Below are 16,576 nucleotides of genomic sequence, written 5' to 3' on the forward strand. Positions count from 1 at the left end.
ACCGGGCTCGCGGCGGGGCCGCAGCGCCGTCGGATGGGTGACGGTGCCTCGGCCCGAGACCACTACGCTCCCGCCCACGAGCCTTGCCGTCGACGTGGGCGGATCGGGCTGCAGCACCGGGCAAGAATCACCACTGGACTATTTCCGACGAATTCCAGCATGTTTTCGTTTGCATATAAATCAAGATCTGCATTCGATGTTCATCGAATATATTAAAAACGTGGTCCGATGTATTTCATGAGAGGGTCATGCCTGTTTTATGTCGATCAGCATGCCTCAAGCGACGAATTCGGCACAGCCAGGCACGCTGCCGTTAATCAGTGACCCTTCAGTAGGACGCCACTGTTATCTACCATCTCCGCCCTCCACTTCGACGTCCGGCGAACAGCAGCGGCTGGCCGGTAGAGCTTGTCAGAAGAGCTAACTGGACTTCACGGACTGCTGTCGGAAATGCACCGACATCGCCTACGCAATCCCCTATGTGATGTGGGCTTAGTCGCATTTAGGATAGCCGCCCGTTTGAAAGAGTGATGCATACCGCTTGAGTTCGGCTGTTCTTTCACTCACACGCGATATCGCTGAATAAAGTTTATTGAGATTGATGATCGATTAAATCGAAACGCCCTATCGGTGCATGAAACTCTCTGAATAACAACTGTCCATTCATATTTCAGAGTCGAGCGACAGTGCCGTTAAACATTCCGCAAGCGATCGACACCTGGCGGCGTTCAATAACGTTGCCAAGCCGAGGCAACCCGAGGGGACGGATCTGCCGCTGTCGACGTGCGTACCAACGACATCCAACGCCCGGACGGCGCACCGCCGATGCCGGGACCCATTGCGCGGACCAGCGCTGTGCGCCTGATCAACGGAATCACCTGCCCATGAATCGCTCGCTTCTTGCAACCACCATCGCTTCCTGCCTCGTCCTGACCGCCTGCGGTGGCGGCGGCGGTGGCGGCAATGTGCGTAACGATCCGCCGCAGAGCACCGTGATCGGGCCGGCGCCGACGGCTCCCAGCACTCCCACCACGCCGCCCCCGACGACGCCGGGGACCACCTCCGATCCTCTGCCCAGGACCACGCCGACCCCGGCTCCGGCGCCTGCCCGCTATCAAGGCGTGGGCAGCAATCTGCTGGTTCCGATCAATGCCGATCTGGCGCAGCAGGCCGGCGCCAAGGGCCAGGGTGTCAAGGTGGCCGTCCTCGACGACAATCTCTACGCGAGCTATGCCCCGCTCAGCGGCAAGGTCGATGGCTTCACCGACTACACCGCCAGTCCCGGAACGCCAGAGTCTTCCTCCAACGCGTTGCGTGGCCACGGGACGGTGATCTCTGCGCTGGTGGTGGGTTCGGACCAGGAGGGCTTCGCCGGCGGCATCGCGCCGGATGCCGACCTGTTGTATGCGCGCATCTGCGCCGAAAATTCCTGCGGTACCCAGCAGACGCGCCGCGCCGCAGTGGACCTGGCCGCTGCCGGCACGCGTATCGCCAACCTGTCGATCGGGGCATCGTATGCCGACGCCGCCGGCAGCGCGAATGCGGCCCTGGCCTGGCGTTTCGCGCTGACGCCGCTGGTCCAGGCCGACGCACTGATCGTGGCCGCCACCGGCAACGCCGGCGCGGACGAGGCGGCCTACCCGGCGGCCACGCCGGTCCAGGAGACCAGCGTGCGCAACAACTGGCTGGCAGTGGGCGCAATCAACGTCGACAGCGCAGGCAACCCGGCGGGTCTGACCAGCTATTCCAATCATTGCGGCGCGGCCGCGCAGTGGTGCCTGGTGGCGCCGGGCAGCTTCACCGCGCCGGCGCTGGCCGGCACCGAACTGCAAGGCCAGGTCGCCGGCACTTCGTTCTCCACTGCGGCCGTCAGCGGCGTTGCGGCGCAGGTGCTGGGCGTCTACCCCTGGATGAGCGCCTCCAACCTGCAGCAGACCTTGCTGACCACCGCTACCGATCTGGGCGCCCCCGGCGTGGATGTGTTGTACGGCTGGGGCCTGGTCAATGCGGCCAAGGCGATCAAGGGGCCGGCGCAGTTCGCCAGCAACTGGGCGGCCAATGTCGGTGCCGGCTACGACAGCACCTTCAGCAATGCCATCTCCGGTCCCGGCGGGCTCACCAAGAACGGTGCCGGCCGGCTCACCCTGAGCGGCAGCAACACCTACAGCGGCGGCACCAGCGTCAGCGACGGTGTGCTGTCGCTGAGCGGCAGCCTGCGCTCGGACGTGATCGTGCTCAACTCCGCCACGTTCGAATCGCGCGGCGGCGTGATCAACGGCGGCTACAGCCTGGTCAATTCCACCGGTACCACGGCCATCGAACTGGGCAAGGGGCTGACCGTGACCGGCCAGGCCAGTCTGAAGGGCAACCTGCTGTTGCTGCCCGAAGCGGCAGGCTACAGCGTCGGCGGCAGCGAACGGATCGTCACCGCCGGAACCCTGCTGGGCACGTTCGATCGCGTGCAGTACGCCAACAATTTCTTCTGGACCGCTGCGCTCAGCTACGCGCCCACCTCGGTGACCGCCACGCTGACCCGCAATGCCTCCGCCGCCAGCGCGCAGGCGGCAGGTGCGCCGCAGGCGGTGGTCAATGGCGCCAAGCAAGCCGATGCGCTGGTCAAGGCACTGGATACCCGCGTGGCCGCCGGCGACACCGACAACCTGGGTGGGCTGATCACCGCCACCGGTGCGTTGATCGGCGCTTCCGACGCACAGGTGGCCGCATCGCTGCCGACCCTGGCCGGCCAGGTGCATGGCATCGAACGCACGCTGGGCTTCCAGTCCGCGCTCAACGACGCGCGGGTCGCTGCCGATCGCCTGCCCTATCTCGCCGACACCACCTCGCTGGCCACCTGGATGCAGGGCAGCTACCTGGATGGCGACCTGACCCGCAGCGGATTTGCCGCCGCCGACTACACCCAGCAGGCCACCACCGTTGGCGCGGATCTGCCGGTGGGCGGCGCCGGCACCATCGTCGGTGCGGCGGTGACCGCGGGCCAGGATCGTGCGCAGATCGATGCCTCCGCCAGCCGCCTGCGTGCGGACCGCTATGCGATGAGCGCGTATGTCTACCAACCGCTCGGCCAGGCCTACGTTTCGGGCATCGGCTCGTACGGCATGAGCGATGTGGAGACCGAACGCAATGTGCAGGCGGGCAGCATCGGCGAACGGCTGCAGAATCGCCGCCACGACACCCACTGGTCGCTGCGCGCCGAAGTCGGTCTGATGCCGCAGGCAGGCCTGTCGCCGTTTCTCGCCGCCGGGGTGGTCAGCCAGACCCAGGACGCGTTCGGGGAAACCTCGCGCACCGGCCTGGGACTGAGCGCCGGCCGCGATACCCTGCGCGCCGGATACGCCGAAGCGGGCGTACGCGGCCAGCTGACCCGCGGCCAGTGGGATTTCGATGGCCTGCTGGCGTACCGCTCGCTGTTGGGTAACCCGTCCACCGACTTCACCGCCTGGTTCACCGGATTGCCGGAGGCCCGCTTCAACGTGGCCGGCGAGCCTGTCGCCAAGCAGGCGCTGCGCGCCTCGGTGGGGGTGCGCTACCAGATCAATGCGGCGTTTTCGGTGTATGGCAACGTCGGTGCCGAACGCGCCCGTTCGGACGCGGACAGCATCAACGCCAACCTCGGCCTGCGCTGGCAGTTCTGACCGCACCGCGGCGGCGGACCGCAGCAATTGAGCCGCGACGTCACTGACGCGCGGCGAATCGAGCAAGCGCAAGCCCCGGCATGCCGGGGCTTGCGCGTTCCGGGGCCTGGCCGTCTCGCGCAGCCGGCGCTCAGAAGCTCCAGCCCCAGGTCAGCTGCCCGCCATAGGCGGTCTGGCCATCGCCGTTGAGCCCCTGCACGGACAGCGACATGCGGCTGTTGGGCGAAGTGATCAGGCTGAGCCCCAGCTCGCCGACTGCCGCATTTTCGGCCAGGGTGACGCTCTGCACCGCGAACTGCGCCTGCGTGCCGATGAAGCCCGCCGATCGCTGCACGGCACGATCCCCGAAGGCGTGCCGCCAGCCCAGCGACGCGTACAGGGATGCCGGTTGGCTCAAGGCCCAGCGCCCGCGCACGCCCAGGGTGCCGGTGACGAATTCGTCGGTGGCGCCCCGGACCGAGAGTCCGGCGATTCCGCCACGTTCGCTGAAGCCATCGGTCTTCAGCCGGGTGTAGTCGGCAGCCAGGAACGGGCTGTAGACCGCATCGCCGCTGCGCCACTGCCAGGATGCCTCCAGCGATGCAGTCACCGCGGTGGCATCGTAGTCGCCGACAAGCCGTTCTTCGAGCACGCCAGGTAGCAGGACGCGACGCGCGCTTTCCACCTCGTAGTCGGCGTAGTCCACGGTGGCCTGCAGCGAGAACGCCGACCAGGCGAACTGCCCATAGACGCCGACATGCGTGCCATCGATCTCGGCGCGATCGCCCCACTCCCGCGACCAGCTCTCGATGTCCTGATTGCCCAGCGCCACACCGATCGTGCTGCGTTCGCCGATGCGACGTTCGGCGCCGGCCATGAGGCCATTGTCCTGGCGGCGCACCGACTGCGTAGCGGCATCGCCATCGACACGGTTGGGCAGGCTGCGCCCGGCGATCCACACCGTGGTGTCGCCGATCCGGGCATCCTGGCTGTCGCCGCGCAGATGGTTGCCGACACCGCCGGCGAGAAAGCGGCTGTCCAGCAGTGCGGTGGCGGTGCTGGCGTGGCTTTCGCCCGACAGCGAGGCGAAGGCGGTGACGATCGCCGCCGGATCGTCGGGCAGGCGGACCACCGATTGATACACCGGGCTGGTGGTGGGCAGGCCCTCCACGGCCGATGCCGCGGCCTGCTGGTTGGGCGTGGTCACCGTATCGATCATCGCCACGGTATTGCGCCCCAACCAGATCGACAGACCGGTGGCTCGGGTTTCGAGGTTCGGTTCGAGGAAGGCGTAGTCGGATACGACGTTGCTGAATTGCCCACTCGCCCCACCGGCGGCATTGATCACCGGAACCTCGGTGAACAGCGGCCATTCGGCACCGCGTACCACCTGCAGGGTACTGCCGGGCGCGACGACCGCTGCGCCACCGACCGTCAACGGTGTCACCTCTCCGTCCGCCCCCGGCGTCACCTGCAGGGTGGAGCCGTTGCCGACGGTGGCATCGCCACCGACGCTGAGCGTGCCGTTGCTGCCGCCGATCAGCAGGCTGCCACCGGAGAGATTCAGGCTGCCGACGGTACCGCTGCCGGTGAGCGTGCCGCCCGGCCCCACCGTGACCGGCCCGCCGAGCGCGGCGCCCGGACTGGCCGCATTGCCGATGCTCAAGGTGCCCGCATTGACCTCGGTCGGCCCGCTGAAGCCGCTGCTGTTGGCGGTGAGCAGCAAGGTGCCCAGCCCGTTCTTGACGAAACGCCCGACGCCGAACAACCGGCCCGAATACGTCCCGTTGGTGGTCTGCAGAAAGGTCAGCGTGGCGTTGTTGGTGATGTCGCCCTGCAGGCTGCCGGTATTGCCGATCAGGTTGCCGGCGGCGACGGTGGTGCCACCCAGATACGTGTTGGTGCCAGCCAGCGTGACCGCACCGGTGCCGGTCTTGAGCAGTGCACCGCTGCCGGCGATGTTGCCGGCGAATGTTCCATCTCCGGCCTGGTCGAATACCAGCACGGCATTGTTGAGGATATTGCCCTGCAGGCTGGTGGTGCTGCCTTGCAAGGTGCCGGCGGCAAGCGTGGTGCCGCCGCTGTAGCTGTTGGCGCCGACCAGTGTCAGCACGCCGCCGCCCTGCTTCACGACGTTGCCGACGCCGCTGATGGTGCCGGCGAAGGTGCCTTCAGCGGCCTGGTCGAATACCAGCGTGGCATTGTCCACCACGTCGCCTTGCAGGCTGCTGGTGTCGCCGATCAGGCTGCCGGCGCTGACCAGGGTACCGCCGGTATAGCTGTTGGCACCGGTCAGTTGCAGTGCGCCGGCGCCGCTCTTTTCCAGCGTGCCGGTGCCGCTGATCGTGCCCGCGTACACACCGCCGCTCGCCTGGTCGAACACCAGTGCGGCGTTGTTGACGATGCCACCCTGCAGACTGCTGGTATCGCCGATCAGACTGCCGGCCACGATGCTGGTACCGCCGGTATAGCCATTGGCGCCATCGAGCCGCAGGGCGCCTGCGCCGTCCTTCACGAGGCTGCCGGTGCCGGTGATCGAACCGGTGAACACGCCACCACTCGCCTGATCGAACACCAGCGTGGCGTTATCGACGATGGCGCCTTGCAGGCTCGCGCTATCGCCCGCCAGGGTGCCGGCATCGACCGTGGTGCCACCGGTGTAGCTGTTGGTACCTGTCAGCGTCAGGGTGCCGGTGTCGGTCTTGAGCAGCGCACCGCTGCCACCGATGTCGCCGCTCAGCGTCATCGCTGCGGGCGTCGCCACGCTGAGCGTGGCGCCCAGCGTGACCGCGTTACCCAGGACCGTGGCGATCGCATTGCTGAGGACCGCATCGCCGGTCACCGACAAGGCGCCAGTCCCCAGCGCGCTGTCGCTGCCGACCAGCAGCGTGCCAGCGCCAAGCACCGTTCCTCCGGTGTAGCTGTTGGTACCGCCAAGCGCGAGCGTGGCGACACCGTTCTTGATCAGACTGCCCGTCCCGCTGATGGGGCCGGACAGGCTCAGGTCGTTGCTGCCCAGCGCGGTCATTGCGCCATCGAGCACCACGGCGTTGCCGACCGCCAACGCCTGCGTGCTGTCGAGCGCGGTACCGGCGGCGGCGGTCAGCGTGCCGCTGCCGAGCGCTTGCGCATCGCCGAGGATCAGGCTGCCGCCCGCCAGCGCCGTGCCGCCGGCATAGGTATTGGCGGCACCGAGTATCAGCGTCCCGGTATCGAGCTTCTGCAGGCCGCCGGTGCCGGTGATGGCGGCATCGAGGGTGGCGGTGACGCCGGGGTCGACGCGGATGATGGTGTTGGCGGCATCGGCGCTCAGCGCGCCGCCACCGTTCAGGACGTAGCCATCGGTGAGGAACTGCATGCCGACGATGCTCTGGGTGCCCTGCACATCGACAGTGCCGGCCGTGCCGCCGAAGACCGCGAATCCACTCTGCCAATCGCTGTTGGTCGCACCGTCGATCGAGGTCCAGTTAGTTCCCCCCGCCGTCCAAGTCCCGCTGCCGCCATCGATGCCGCCATTGGCAACGGTCTGCGCACCATCCCAGAACTGCACGTTACTGCCGGGCGAGAGCACCACCACGTTGACCTGCTGGGCCAGCGCGGTCTGCAGGCTCAGCTGGGACGGGTCCACGCTGCCGGGAAGCGTGCCCAATCCCAGGCCGTTGTCGGTCAGGGTGCCGCTGTAGTCGATCAGGCGGTAGACGCCGCTGCCGAACCCGCCGACATCGGTGATGTTGAGCGTGCCGTCCAGGGTCAGATCGCCGTTGACCGCCAGCACCCCGGTCTGGCCGGGAATGCCCAGGAAGGCGTCGAGTGTGGCATTGGGCGCCATGCTCAGGCTGCCGGTGGTCAGCAACGCGCCGCTGCTCACCACCAGGCGTCCGCCATCGTTGACGGCGACAGCGGCATCGGCCACCCCGCCACCGCTCAGGGTGCCGCCCGCTCCCACGCTCAGGCCGCCAGCACTGGCCAGCGTGCCGTCCACGTCCAGCGTGCCACCGATGATCCGGGTGCTGCCGCCCAGCGTGCTGGTGCCGGTCAATTGCAAGCTGCCGCTGCCCAGCTTTTCCAGATTGCCCGCGTCGCTGAAGCTGCCGGCGAAACTGCGATCGCTGTTGTCGCCACCGAGCTGCAGCGTATTGCCGGCGCCGATCGCGACAGTGCCTTGCCCGGTCACTGCGCTCAGGCTCGTATCGCTGCCCAGCGACAGCCCGGCACCGGCGGCCACCTCCACCGTGCTGGCGCTGCCCAGCGTGCCGGTGGCCGACGTGGCGAGCACGCCGGCCTGCACCGACACCGGACCACTGAAGGTATTGGCACCGGCCAGGGTCAGGCCGCCGGCCCCGGTCTTGGTCAGCGCACCGGCGCCACTGAGCGTGCCGGTCAGGGTCAGATCCGCAGCGCTGGCGATGTTCAGCGCCGCACCGAGATCGATGCTGTTGCCCAGCGCCAACGCGATCGCGTTGCTCAAGCTGGCATCGCCCAGCACCGACAGGCTGCCGGTGCCCAGGGCCGTATTGCTGCCCAGCGCCAGGGTGCCGGCGTTCAACACGCTGCCGCCGGCATAGCTGTTGTTGCCATCCAGGGTGAGCGTGGCGGCGCCGTTCTTGATCAGACTACCCGTCCCGCCGATGGATCCGGACAGGCCCAGGTCGTTGCTGCCGAGCACGCTCAATGCGCCATCGAGCACCACGGCATTGCCGACCGCCAACGCCTGCGTGCTGTCGAGCGCGGTGCCGGTAGCGGCGGTCAGCGCGCCGCTGCCAAGTGCCTGCACATCGCCGAGTACCAGGGTGCCGGCGCTGAGCGTGGTACCGCCGGCATAGGTGTTGGCCGCGCCGAGCCGCAGGGTGCCGGTGTCGAGCTTCTGCAGGCCGCCGGTTCCGGTGATGGCGACATCGATCGCGGCGTTGGCGCCGGGATCCACACGCACCGCCGTGAGCGGTGCGCTCACCGCCAGCGCACCGCCGCCGGCATCGGTGAGCTGATAGCCATCGCTGACGAACTGCAGGCCGCCGACATTCTGCGTGCCCTGCACGCCCACGCTGCCAGCGGTGCCGGAGAACACCGCGAAATCGCCTTGCCAGGTGCTGTTGGTCGAACCATCCTGGCTGGTCCAGTTGGTCGCCGCACCCCATGTGCCAGCGCCACCGTCGACACTGCCGTTGGCGGTGGTCTGCACGCCGTCCCAGAACTGCACGATGCTGCCCGGTGCGGTGACCACCAGATTGATCTGCTGGCCGATCGCGGTCTGCAGCGCCAGCTGGCTGATGTCGATGCTGCCGGGAATGATGCCGAACAACACGCCGTTGTCGGTCAGCGCGCCGGTGTAGTCCATCAGCCGATAGACGCCGGTTCCGAAGCCGCCGATATCGGTGATGTTGAGCGTCCCGTCCAGGATCAGGTCGCCATTGACCGCGAGCAGCCGGGTGGCGCTGGGCGCAGCGAGCGCCACGTCCAGCGATGCGCCCGGCGCCAGGGTCAGCCCGGCGACACTGAGCGAGCTGCCACTGGTCAACGCCAGCCGCCCCCCATCGCCGATGGTGGCGCCGCTGGCGATGCTCCCGTTGCTGCCGCTGCCGGTGAGGGTGCCGCCCAGCGCAACGTTCACTGCGCTGGTGCCCAGGCTGCCGACGACATCCAGGGTGCCGCCGCTCACCTGCGTGCCGCCGCCGATCACGCTGGTGCCGAGCAGGCGCAGGGTGCCGGTGCCGATCTTGTCGAGCGCGCCGCCTCCCAGTGCACCGGCGAAATCGCCGCCGCCCAGTTGCAGGGTCGCCCCGGCAGCGGTGTCGACGCTGCCGGCGCCCGTGAGCGCACCGATCAGCCCTCCGCTGCTCAGGTCCAAGGTGGCGCCCGCCGCGACATCCACGGTACCGGGAGCGCCCAGCGCCGCCGCGGTACTGGCGACCAGGGTTCCGCCCTGGATCGCCAGCGGGCCGGTGTAGGTGTTGCTCCCGGTCAGCGTCAAGGTACCCAGGCCGGTCTTGGTCAGCGCGCCCACGCCGCCGATGCTGCCGCTTGCCAGCATGTCCGCCGCGTTGTCCACGGTGAGCGCGGCTCCCAGGTCGATGCCATTGCCCAACGCCACGGCGATCGCATTGCTCATGGTCGAGTCACCGGTCACCGACAGCGTACCGGTGCCGAGCGCAGCATCGGCCCCGACCGCGATCGTGCCGGCAGCGAGCGTGGTGCCGCCGCTGTAACTGTTGCCTGCGTTGAGTGACAGCGTGGCGGTGCCGGTCTTGACCAGGCGACCGCTGCCACCGATCGCGCCGTTCAACGCCAGATCGTTGCTGCCGACCAGGGTGAGCTGGCTGTTCAACTGCAGCGTATTGGCGACGCCAAGCGCGGCCGTGGTCTCCAGCTCGGCTGCGCCATCGACCGCGAGTGCGCCCGTTCCCATTGCCGTCGCATTGCCGAGCACCAGGCGTCCGCCATCCAGAGTCACGCCGCCGTCGAAGGTATTGGCATTGCCCAGGGTCAGCGTGGCAGCCCCTTGCTTGTCGAGACTGCCGGCGCCGCTGATGACGCCGCCCAGTGCGAGGTCCTGCGTGCCGGGCAGCGTCAATGCTCCGGTCAGCGTGAGTGCGTTGTCCAAGGTCACTGCAGTGGTGGCATCCAGCGCCGTGCCTCCCGCAGCAGTCAGCGTGCCGGTGCCCAGGGCGGTGTCGCTGCCGACCACTACGGTGCCGGCCTGCAGCTGCAGGCCACCGGACCAGGTGTTGCTGCCGTTGAGGGTGAGCGTCTGCGCTCCGTTCTTGATCAGGCTTCCGGCGCCGTCGATGACGCCGTTCAGCGCCAGATCCTGGCCATCGATGGACAAGGCCCCGTCGAGCGTCACTGCGTTCTGCAAGCTCGCGGCGATCGCGGCGCTGAGTTGGGTGCCGCCGGCAGCGATGAGCGCCCCGGTGCCGAGCGCGGTATTGCTGCCGACGATCAAGGCGCCCGCATTCAACGACGTGCCGCCGCTGTAGAGATTGCTGCCGGACAGGGTCAACGCGCCGGCGCCCTGCTTGATCAGGCTGCCGGTTCCGCTGACGCTGCCGGTGAGATCGAGTGCGTTGCTGCCGGTCAGCGACAGCGCGCCATTCAGCACCACGTCGTTGCCCAGCGCGGTGGCGGCGGTGGCCTGCAGCTGCGTGCCATCGGCGGCGGTCAACACGCCGCTACCCAATGCCGTGCCGCTGCCGACCAGCAAGGCACCGGCATTGAGATCCACGCCGCCGGCGAAGGTATTGGCGCCGCTCAGCGTCAAGGCCGCGCCGCCGTTCTTGACCAGGCCGGCGCTTCCGCCGATCACGCCGGTCAGTGCGAGGTCCTGGCTGCCGCCCAGTTGCAGGTCCGCGGCCAGCACGACATCGTTGGCGAGGGTACGCGTGGTGGTGCTGTCGAGCAGCCCGCCGGCAGCGGTCAGGGTGCCGCTTCCCAACGCGGTATCGCTTCCCAGTACCAGACTGCCCGCGCTCAGCCGCGTGCCGCCTGCGTAACTGTTGTTGCCGCTCAGGGTCAGGCTGGCGGCACCGAGCTTGTCCAGGCCACCGGCCCCGGCGATGTCGCCGGTGAGGGTCAATGCGGCGCTGCCACCGATGTTGACCAGGCCGGTCAATGCGATCGCATTGACAAGCGTGCTCACCGCAAGCGTGTCCAGCGTGGTGCCGGTAGCAGCGCTGAGCGCACCGACGCCGAGCGCGGTATCGCTGGCGATGTTGAGCTTGCCGGCACTCAGGGTGGTGCCTCCGCCGAACAGGTTGTTGCCGCTGAGCGTGAGATCGCCGCTACCGGACTTGACCAGGCTGCCTGCGCCGCCGATCGCCCCGCTCAGCGTCAGTGCCTGCGCGCCATCGAGCGTCAATGCGCCGCTGTTCACTGCGATCGCATTGCTCAAGGTAGTAGGTGCAGATGCCTGCAGATTGGCATTGCCGGTGACGGTCAATCCGCCGCTACCGAGCGCGGCACCGGTGGCGACCTGCAAGGTGCCGGCAGTGAGCGTGGTGCCGCCGGCATAGGTGTTCAAGCCGATCAATGCAAGCGTGCCGGCGCCGAGCTTGTTCAAACCGCCTGTCCCGGCGATGGTGCCGGCCAGCGTCAGCGCGGTGCCATTGCTGCCCACGCCCAGCGTACCGGTGAGCGCCAGCGTATTGCCCACGCTGGTTGCCGCATTCGCATCGAGGACACCGCCGCTGGCGGTCAGGGTACCGGTACCCAACGCAGAGGCCGAACCGACCACCAGACGTCCGGCGCTCAACGTCGTCCCACCCGTGTAGGCGTTGCTATTGCTCAGGGTGAGATCGCCTGCGCCGCTCTTGAGCAGCGCGCCGTTGCCATCGATGGTGCCCGCCAGGGTCATGGCCTGCGTGCCGGTCCAGTTCAACGGCGCCGACAACGTGATGGCGTTACCCAGTACCAGTGGCGCACTGCTGCTGAGGTTGGCTGCGCCGGTGACGTTGAGCGCGCCGCTGCCCAACGCGACATTGCTGCCCAGCTCCAGGGTCCCTGCCGCCAGCGTCGTGCCACCGAGGTAGGTGTTGTTGCCAGCCAATGTCAGCACACCGGTGCCGGTCTTGGTGAGGCCGCCGGCACCGGAGAGCGTTCCGGTCAGGCTGAGTGCGTTGCCGCTCGCACCGACGCCGAGGGGATTGGTCAATGCGAACGCATTGCCCAGCGACAGCGGAACGGCATTATCCAGCGCGCCGCCGGCAGCGGTCACCGTACCCGTACCGAGCGCGGCGCTGCTCTCGAGCATGGTGGTGCCGGCGCCGAGCACAGTGCCACCGAGATAGGTATTGGCGCCGCCCAGGGTGAGCATGCCGGTGCCGACCTTGGTCAGCGTGCCGCTACCGCTGATCGCGCCGCCGAGCCGCACCGCATTGGATCCCCCGACACTGAGTGCGCTGTTGAGCACGAAGGCATTCGGCAGGTTCACTGCGGCACTGGCCAGCAAGCTGCCGCCGGCGGCGGTCACCGTGCCCGTGCCCAGTGCGGCGCTGTTGCCCGCCGTCACGGTACCGCCACCCAGCGTGACCCCGCCACTGAAACCATTGGTACCGGTCAGGGTCAGCCCCCCGGTTCCACTCTTGACCAAACCGCCTGCACCGGTGATGGTGCTGCCGATGGTCAGGCCATTGGTGCCCTGCACCGTCAATCCGCCCGCCCCCAGCGTGATGCCGCCGCTCGGGGCCAGGGTCAGACCGGCGGCAGTGGCCTCCAGCGCCCCACCATTGGCGGAGATCGCAGATCCCAGCTGCGCGGGGGTCGCGGTGCGCAATACGCCTCCATTGAGCGCACTGCTGCCGAAATTGCTGGCGCCGGCAAGCGACCAGGTGCCGCTGTTGACGCGTAACGTGCCGAAGTTGATGTACTGATCGGTACTCAACGTGCCGGTGCCCGCACTCCCGCTGCCGGTGCCGCTAGCGGAGTTCTGCAGCAACAGCGTATTGCTTCCGCCCGCACCGCCATCCACGACTCCGGTGCGCGCAAAGCTCAGCAATCCACCAGGGCCGAGCAACTCCAGCGCGAGCCCGCCGCCGCTGTTGACGCTGCTACCGGTGACCGCAGTGAAGGTATTGGTGCTACCCGCTCCCATCGACACGCTACCGGTGATGGTGCCGCTATTGATGAAGGCATTGCCCGCAGCCGAACTCTGGAACGCGACCCGACCTTCGATGGTGCCGGTGTTGATCGCATTGACCGTGCCGCCGCCGCTGACCGCGATCACCGGCGTGTCTGCGCCCAGCACCGACAGATTCAACAGCGGCCTGCTGCTGATCAGGCCGGCATTGTTGATCTGCACGGTGCCGTTGCTGGCCGAGGTCATGCCCAGTGCCATGCCGTCGAGATTGAGCAGATTGGCGCCGAGCAGGCCACCGGTGCCGTAGATGGAGCCGCTGGCCAGATTGTTCGCGGTGACCGTGGTGGAACCGGCATTGCCCATGGTGACGCCGGTGCCCAGCACCGACAGCAGGCCAAGGATCGATGGATCGATGGTGCCGCTGTTGTTGAGGGTGGCGTTGGTCCCGGTGAGCGCGATGCTGGTACCGCCCAGCAGCCCGGCTGTCATCTGCGTGCCGGACGCCACATTGACAGTGAGATTATTCGCGTTGCTGGCGAAGCTGTTGCCGACGCCGGCGAGCCCGGTGCAGGTCACGGTCGCCCCTGCTGCCGGTATCGCCGGCGTACAGGCCCCCCAGGCCAGTGCGGGAGCCGCCGCCCCGGCTGCCAGGATCATCAGTTGCGGCAATGCCCTGCGGGTGGCGCCGGATTTGCGGCGCCGCCGCACCAATTCATGCGTCACGACCCAATTGCCGATGGCAGCGTTCCAGACCAGCGCAAATGCACGATTCATTCTGATTCCCCCTGTGACGGGAACGCGCAATCCACGGTTGCGCTCGCCCGTGTTGGCAATGGAGTGAGATGGAGTTTATCGGTGACAAAAACCCGCTTCTGTCGCCTTGGCAACGGAAGAGCTTTAATACCAATCGCAGTTAAAGGGTGAAGAATTAATAATCGAATCGATATGAATGAAACTGTGATTAATATCACTAACTATAAAGATGCACGCCATTCCGGGCCGATCTGTCTATTCGTCCGCTCGCGCCCGCCGATGCGACGAATTGCAGCGTCCGGTATTCGTCAATCGTAGAGGATGCTTGAAATAATAGTTCTTTTGGGACAATTGGCGGCCCGAAGAGGAATGCCGCTTCGCTCATTGTCGCCGTGCCGCCTCATGCCACTGATTATCCTGACAGCCAGGCGAACCACTCTCCTGCCAGGCCTGGCCTGCACGATCAGGCGGCACCCATTGTCGGTCCGGATGCGCTCGCTTATTGGGTAAGACCAATTCGATTTCGCCACATCGGTGACGCGCCGGCGATAGCCGATGGGTATATCCAGTGGGCGATATACTCTGGTTCGTAGAGTCCGCTTGTTCGCACGCAAAAATTTCGTCCAGCGATTATCCTGTCTGCGTGCTCCGAACGCCGCTTCGTCACCTGTCGACGACCCGGATATGTTTCTAGTACGCGTGCAGTGCGTGATCATCGACACGGAATCTGACGACATGACGCCGGCCTCGGGAGACAACATGCAGGAACGCCAGTCCGACTGGTCGGGAGTCCCGATCGACTTGGGCGGCATGGAACCGCTGGAGCAGATCGCCCGCTTGCTGTGTCATGCGCTGGTCGCCCCCGCCGCCGCACTCACCATCACCGAAGGCGGCCGGATGCGCGTGCTCGCTGCCCGCGGCATCGACCCGGACCATGTCGAGCGAGCCATCGCCGTCTGTCCGCCAGCGTCGACCTCGGCCGCTGGCATTTCCGAGTTGATCGAACACGAGGTACTGGCATCGATCCAGCTGGGTGACGCGGCCTTTCCCGGGCTGCCGGCGCGCTTTATCGCCTGCGTGCCGGTCGGCGCGCCACAAACCGGAATCTGCGGCACCCTGTGCGTGATCGACACGCGCGAGCGCCGTCTGGCCAGCCAGGAGCACCAACAGTTGCGCATGTTCGCCAACGTGGCTGCCGCACAACTGGAACTGCAGTTCGGGGCGGGCCGCCGCGAGCCGCATAGCGGCCTGTTCAACGCGCGTCAGTTGCAGTCGGATCTGGATGCGCTGGCCATGGGCAGCCATCACGTACCCACCATCGCGGCCTTCATCGAGGTCTACGATACCCAGGCCGCCAACGAAGCGCGTCAAGCGCTGGGTATGCAGCCGCTGGAAGAATTGATCCGGCATGCCAGCTACGTGCTGACCCGTGCGCTGCGCGGCAAGGCGACGGTGTATCACGTGGCGCCAATGCGGTTCGCATTCTTCCTGCTCAATTCCGCGCCCGACGAGATGGAAGACCTGCTGCTGGATCTGCGCGACATGCTGCACAAGCCAGTGGACGCCGCCGGGGTACCGATGTCGCTGACCTTCCACGCCGGCGTGGTGCGTTTCGCTCCGCAGCGGCCCGATACCAACGACGTCATGCGCAAGGGATTGGTCGCGCTCGGCGATGCCATCAACAACCACGCCATCGTGTGCTGGTACAGCGCATCGCACGACGATGCCATCCAACGCTCCTATCGACTGGCGCTGGACGCCGAAAGCGCGTTGAAGGCGGGTGAGTTTCGCCTGGTGTTTCAGCCACGCATCCACCTGGCGGACCTGTCGGTCACCGGCTTCGAAGCCTTGCTGCGGTGGCAGCACGCCAGCCTTGGGCCGATCGGCCCGGACGAGTTCATCCCCCTGTTCGAGAAGACCGCGCTGATGTGCACGGTCACCACCTGGGTGATCGAGAAGGCGCTGCAGCAATTGGCGCAGTGGCGCGCACAGGGGCTGGAATTCTCGATTTCGATCAACCTGTCCTCGCGCGACTTCGGCAACATCAATCTGGCTGCGGACGTGATCAACCGCTGCAGGGAGCTGGAGATCCCCACCGCGCGGATCGAACTGGAAATCACCGAGGGCCGCTGGCTGCGCAGCAACGTCGAAGCGGTTCCGCGCCTGCGTGCACTGCGCGAGGCCGGCGTCAGCGTGGCCATCGACGACTTCGGGACCGGCTACAGCAACTTCGGCTACCTCACCGAACTGCCGGTCAACGTCCTCAAGCTGGATCGCTCGCTGGTGACCGGGATTGCCAACAAATCCGGCATGCAGACGCGCGCAGAGGCGGTCGTGCGGTTGGCGAGCGCGTTGGGCTATCGCACCGTGGCCGAGGGCGTTGAGCATGCCGACGAGATCGCCCTGCTCCGTGGCTGGGGCTGCGACGAAGCGCAGGGCTATCTGCTGTCCAGACCGATGGAGGCGCACCTGGTGGCCGACTATGTGCGCCAGGCCACTGCGCAGGGGCGCCTGCCCTGATGTCACTGCCGCAATGAAGCCCCGCTGCCGTCGATGCAGTCGACGCACCTCCTCCACGGTCACTGCGGATCTGCCTGCGGTGAACGACCGGACGTGAGTGCAC

General features: G+C 67.1%; 3 protein-coding genes. 2 read left to right on the plus strand and 1 reads right to left on the minus strand.

From position 1 onward, the window contains the following. Positions 1 to 884: 884 nt before the first annotated feature. On the plus strand, positions 885 to 3,653 hold the full coding sequence (locus tag LL962_RS13180; protein WP_228317226.1) for a S8 family peptidase: 2,769 nt from the start codon (positions 885 to 887) through the stop codon (positions 3,651 to 3,653). 130 nt (positions 3,654 to 3,783) lie between these two features. On the opposite strand, the gene LL962_RS13185 is transcribed toward LL962_RS13180, so the two are convergent. Beyond that, positions 3,784 to 13,974 carry an autotransporter-associated beta strand repeat-containing protein gene (locus LL962_RS13185; RefSeq protein WP_228317227.1) on the minus strand — a complete coding sequence of 3,397 codons (10,191 nt, stop codon included), beginning with the start codon at positions 13,972 to 13,974 and terminating at the stop codon, positions 3,784 to 3,786. A 687-nt stretch (positions 13,975 to 14,661) separates the two neighbouring features. Here LL962_RS13185 and LL962_RS13190 point away from each other — a divergent pair. After that, positions 14,662 to 16,473, plus strand: a complete 1,812-nt coding sequence (locus LL962_RS13190; protein ID WP_228317228.1) for an EAL domain-containing protein — start codon at positions 14,662 to 14,664, stop codon at positions 16,471 to 16,473. Positions 16,474 to 16,576 lie beyond the last annotated feature (103 nt).

The organism is Xanthomonas sp. NCPPB 1067 (assembly GCF_020783795.1).
GTDB classification, from domain to species: domain Bacteria; phylum Pseudomonadota; class Gammaproteobacteria; order Xanthomonadales; family Xanthomonadaceae; genus Xanthomonas; species Xanthomonas melonis.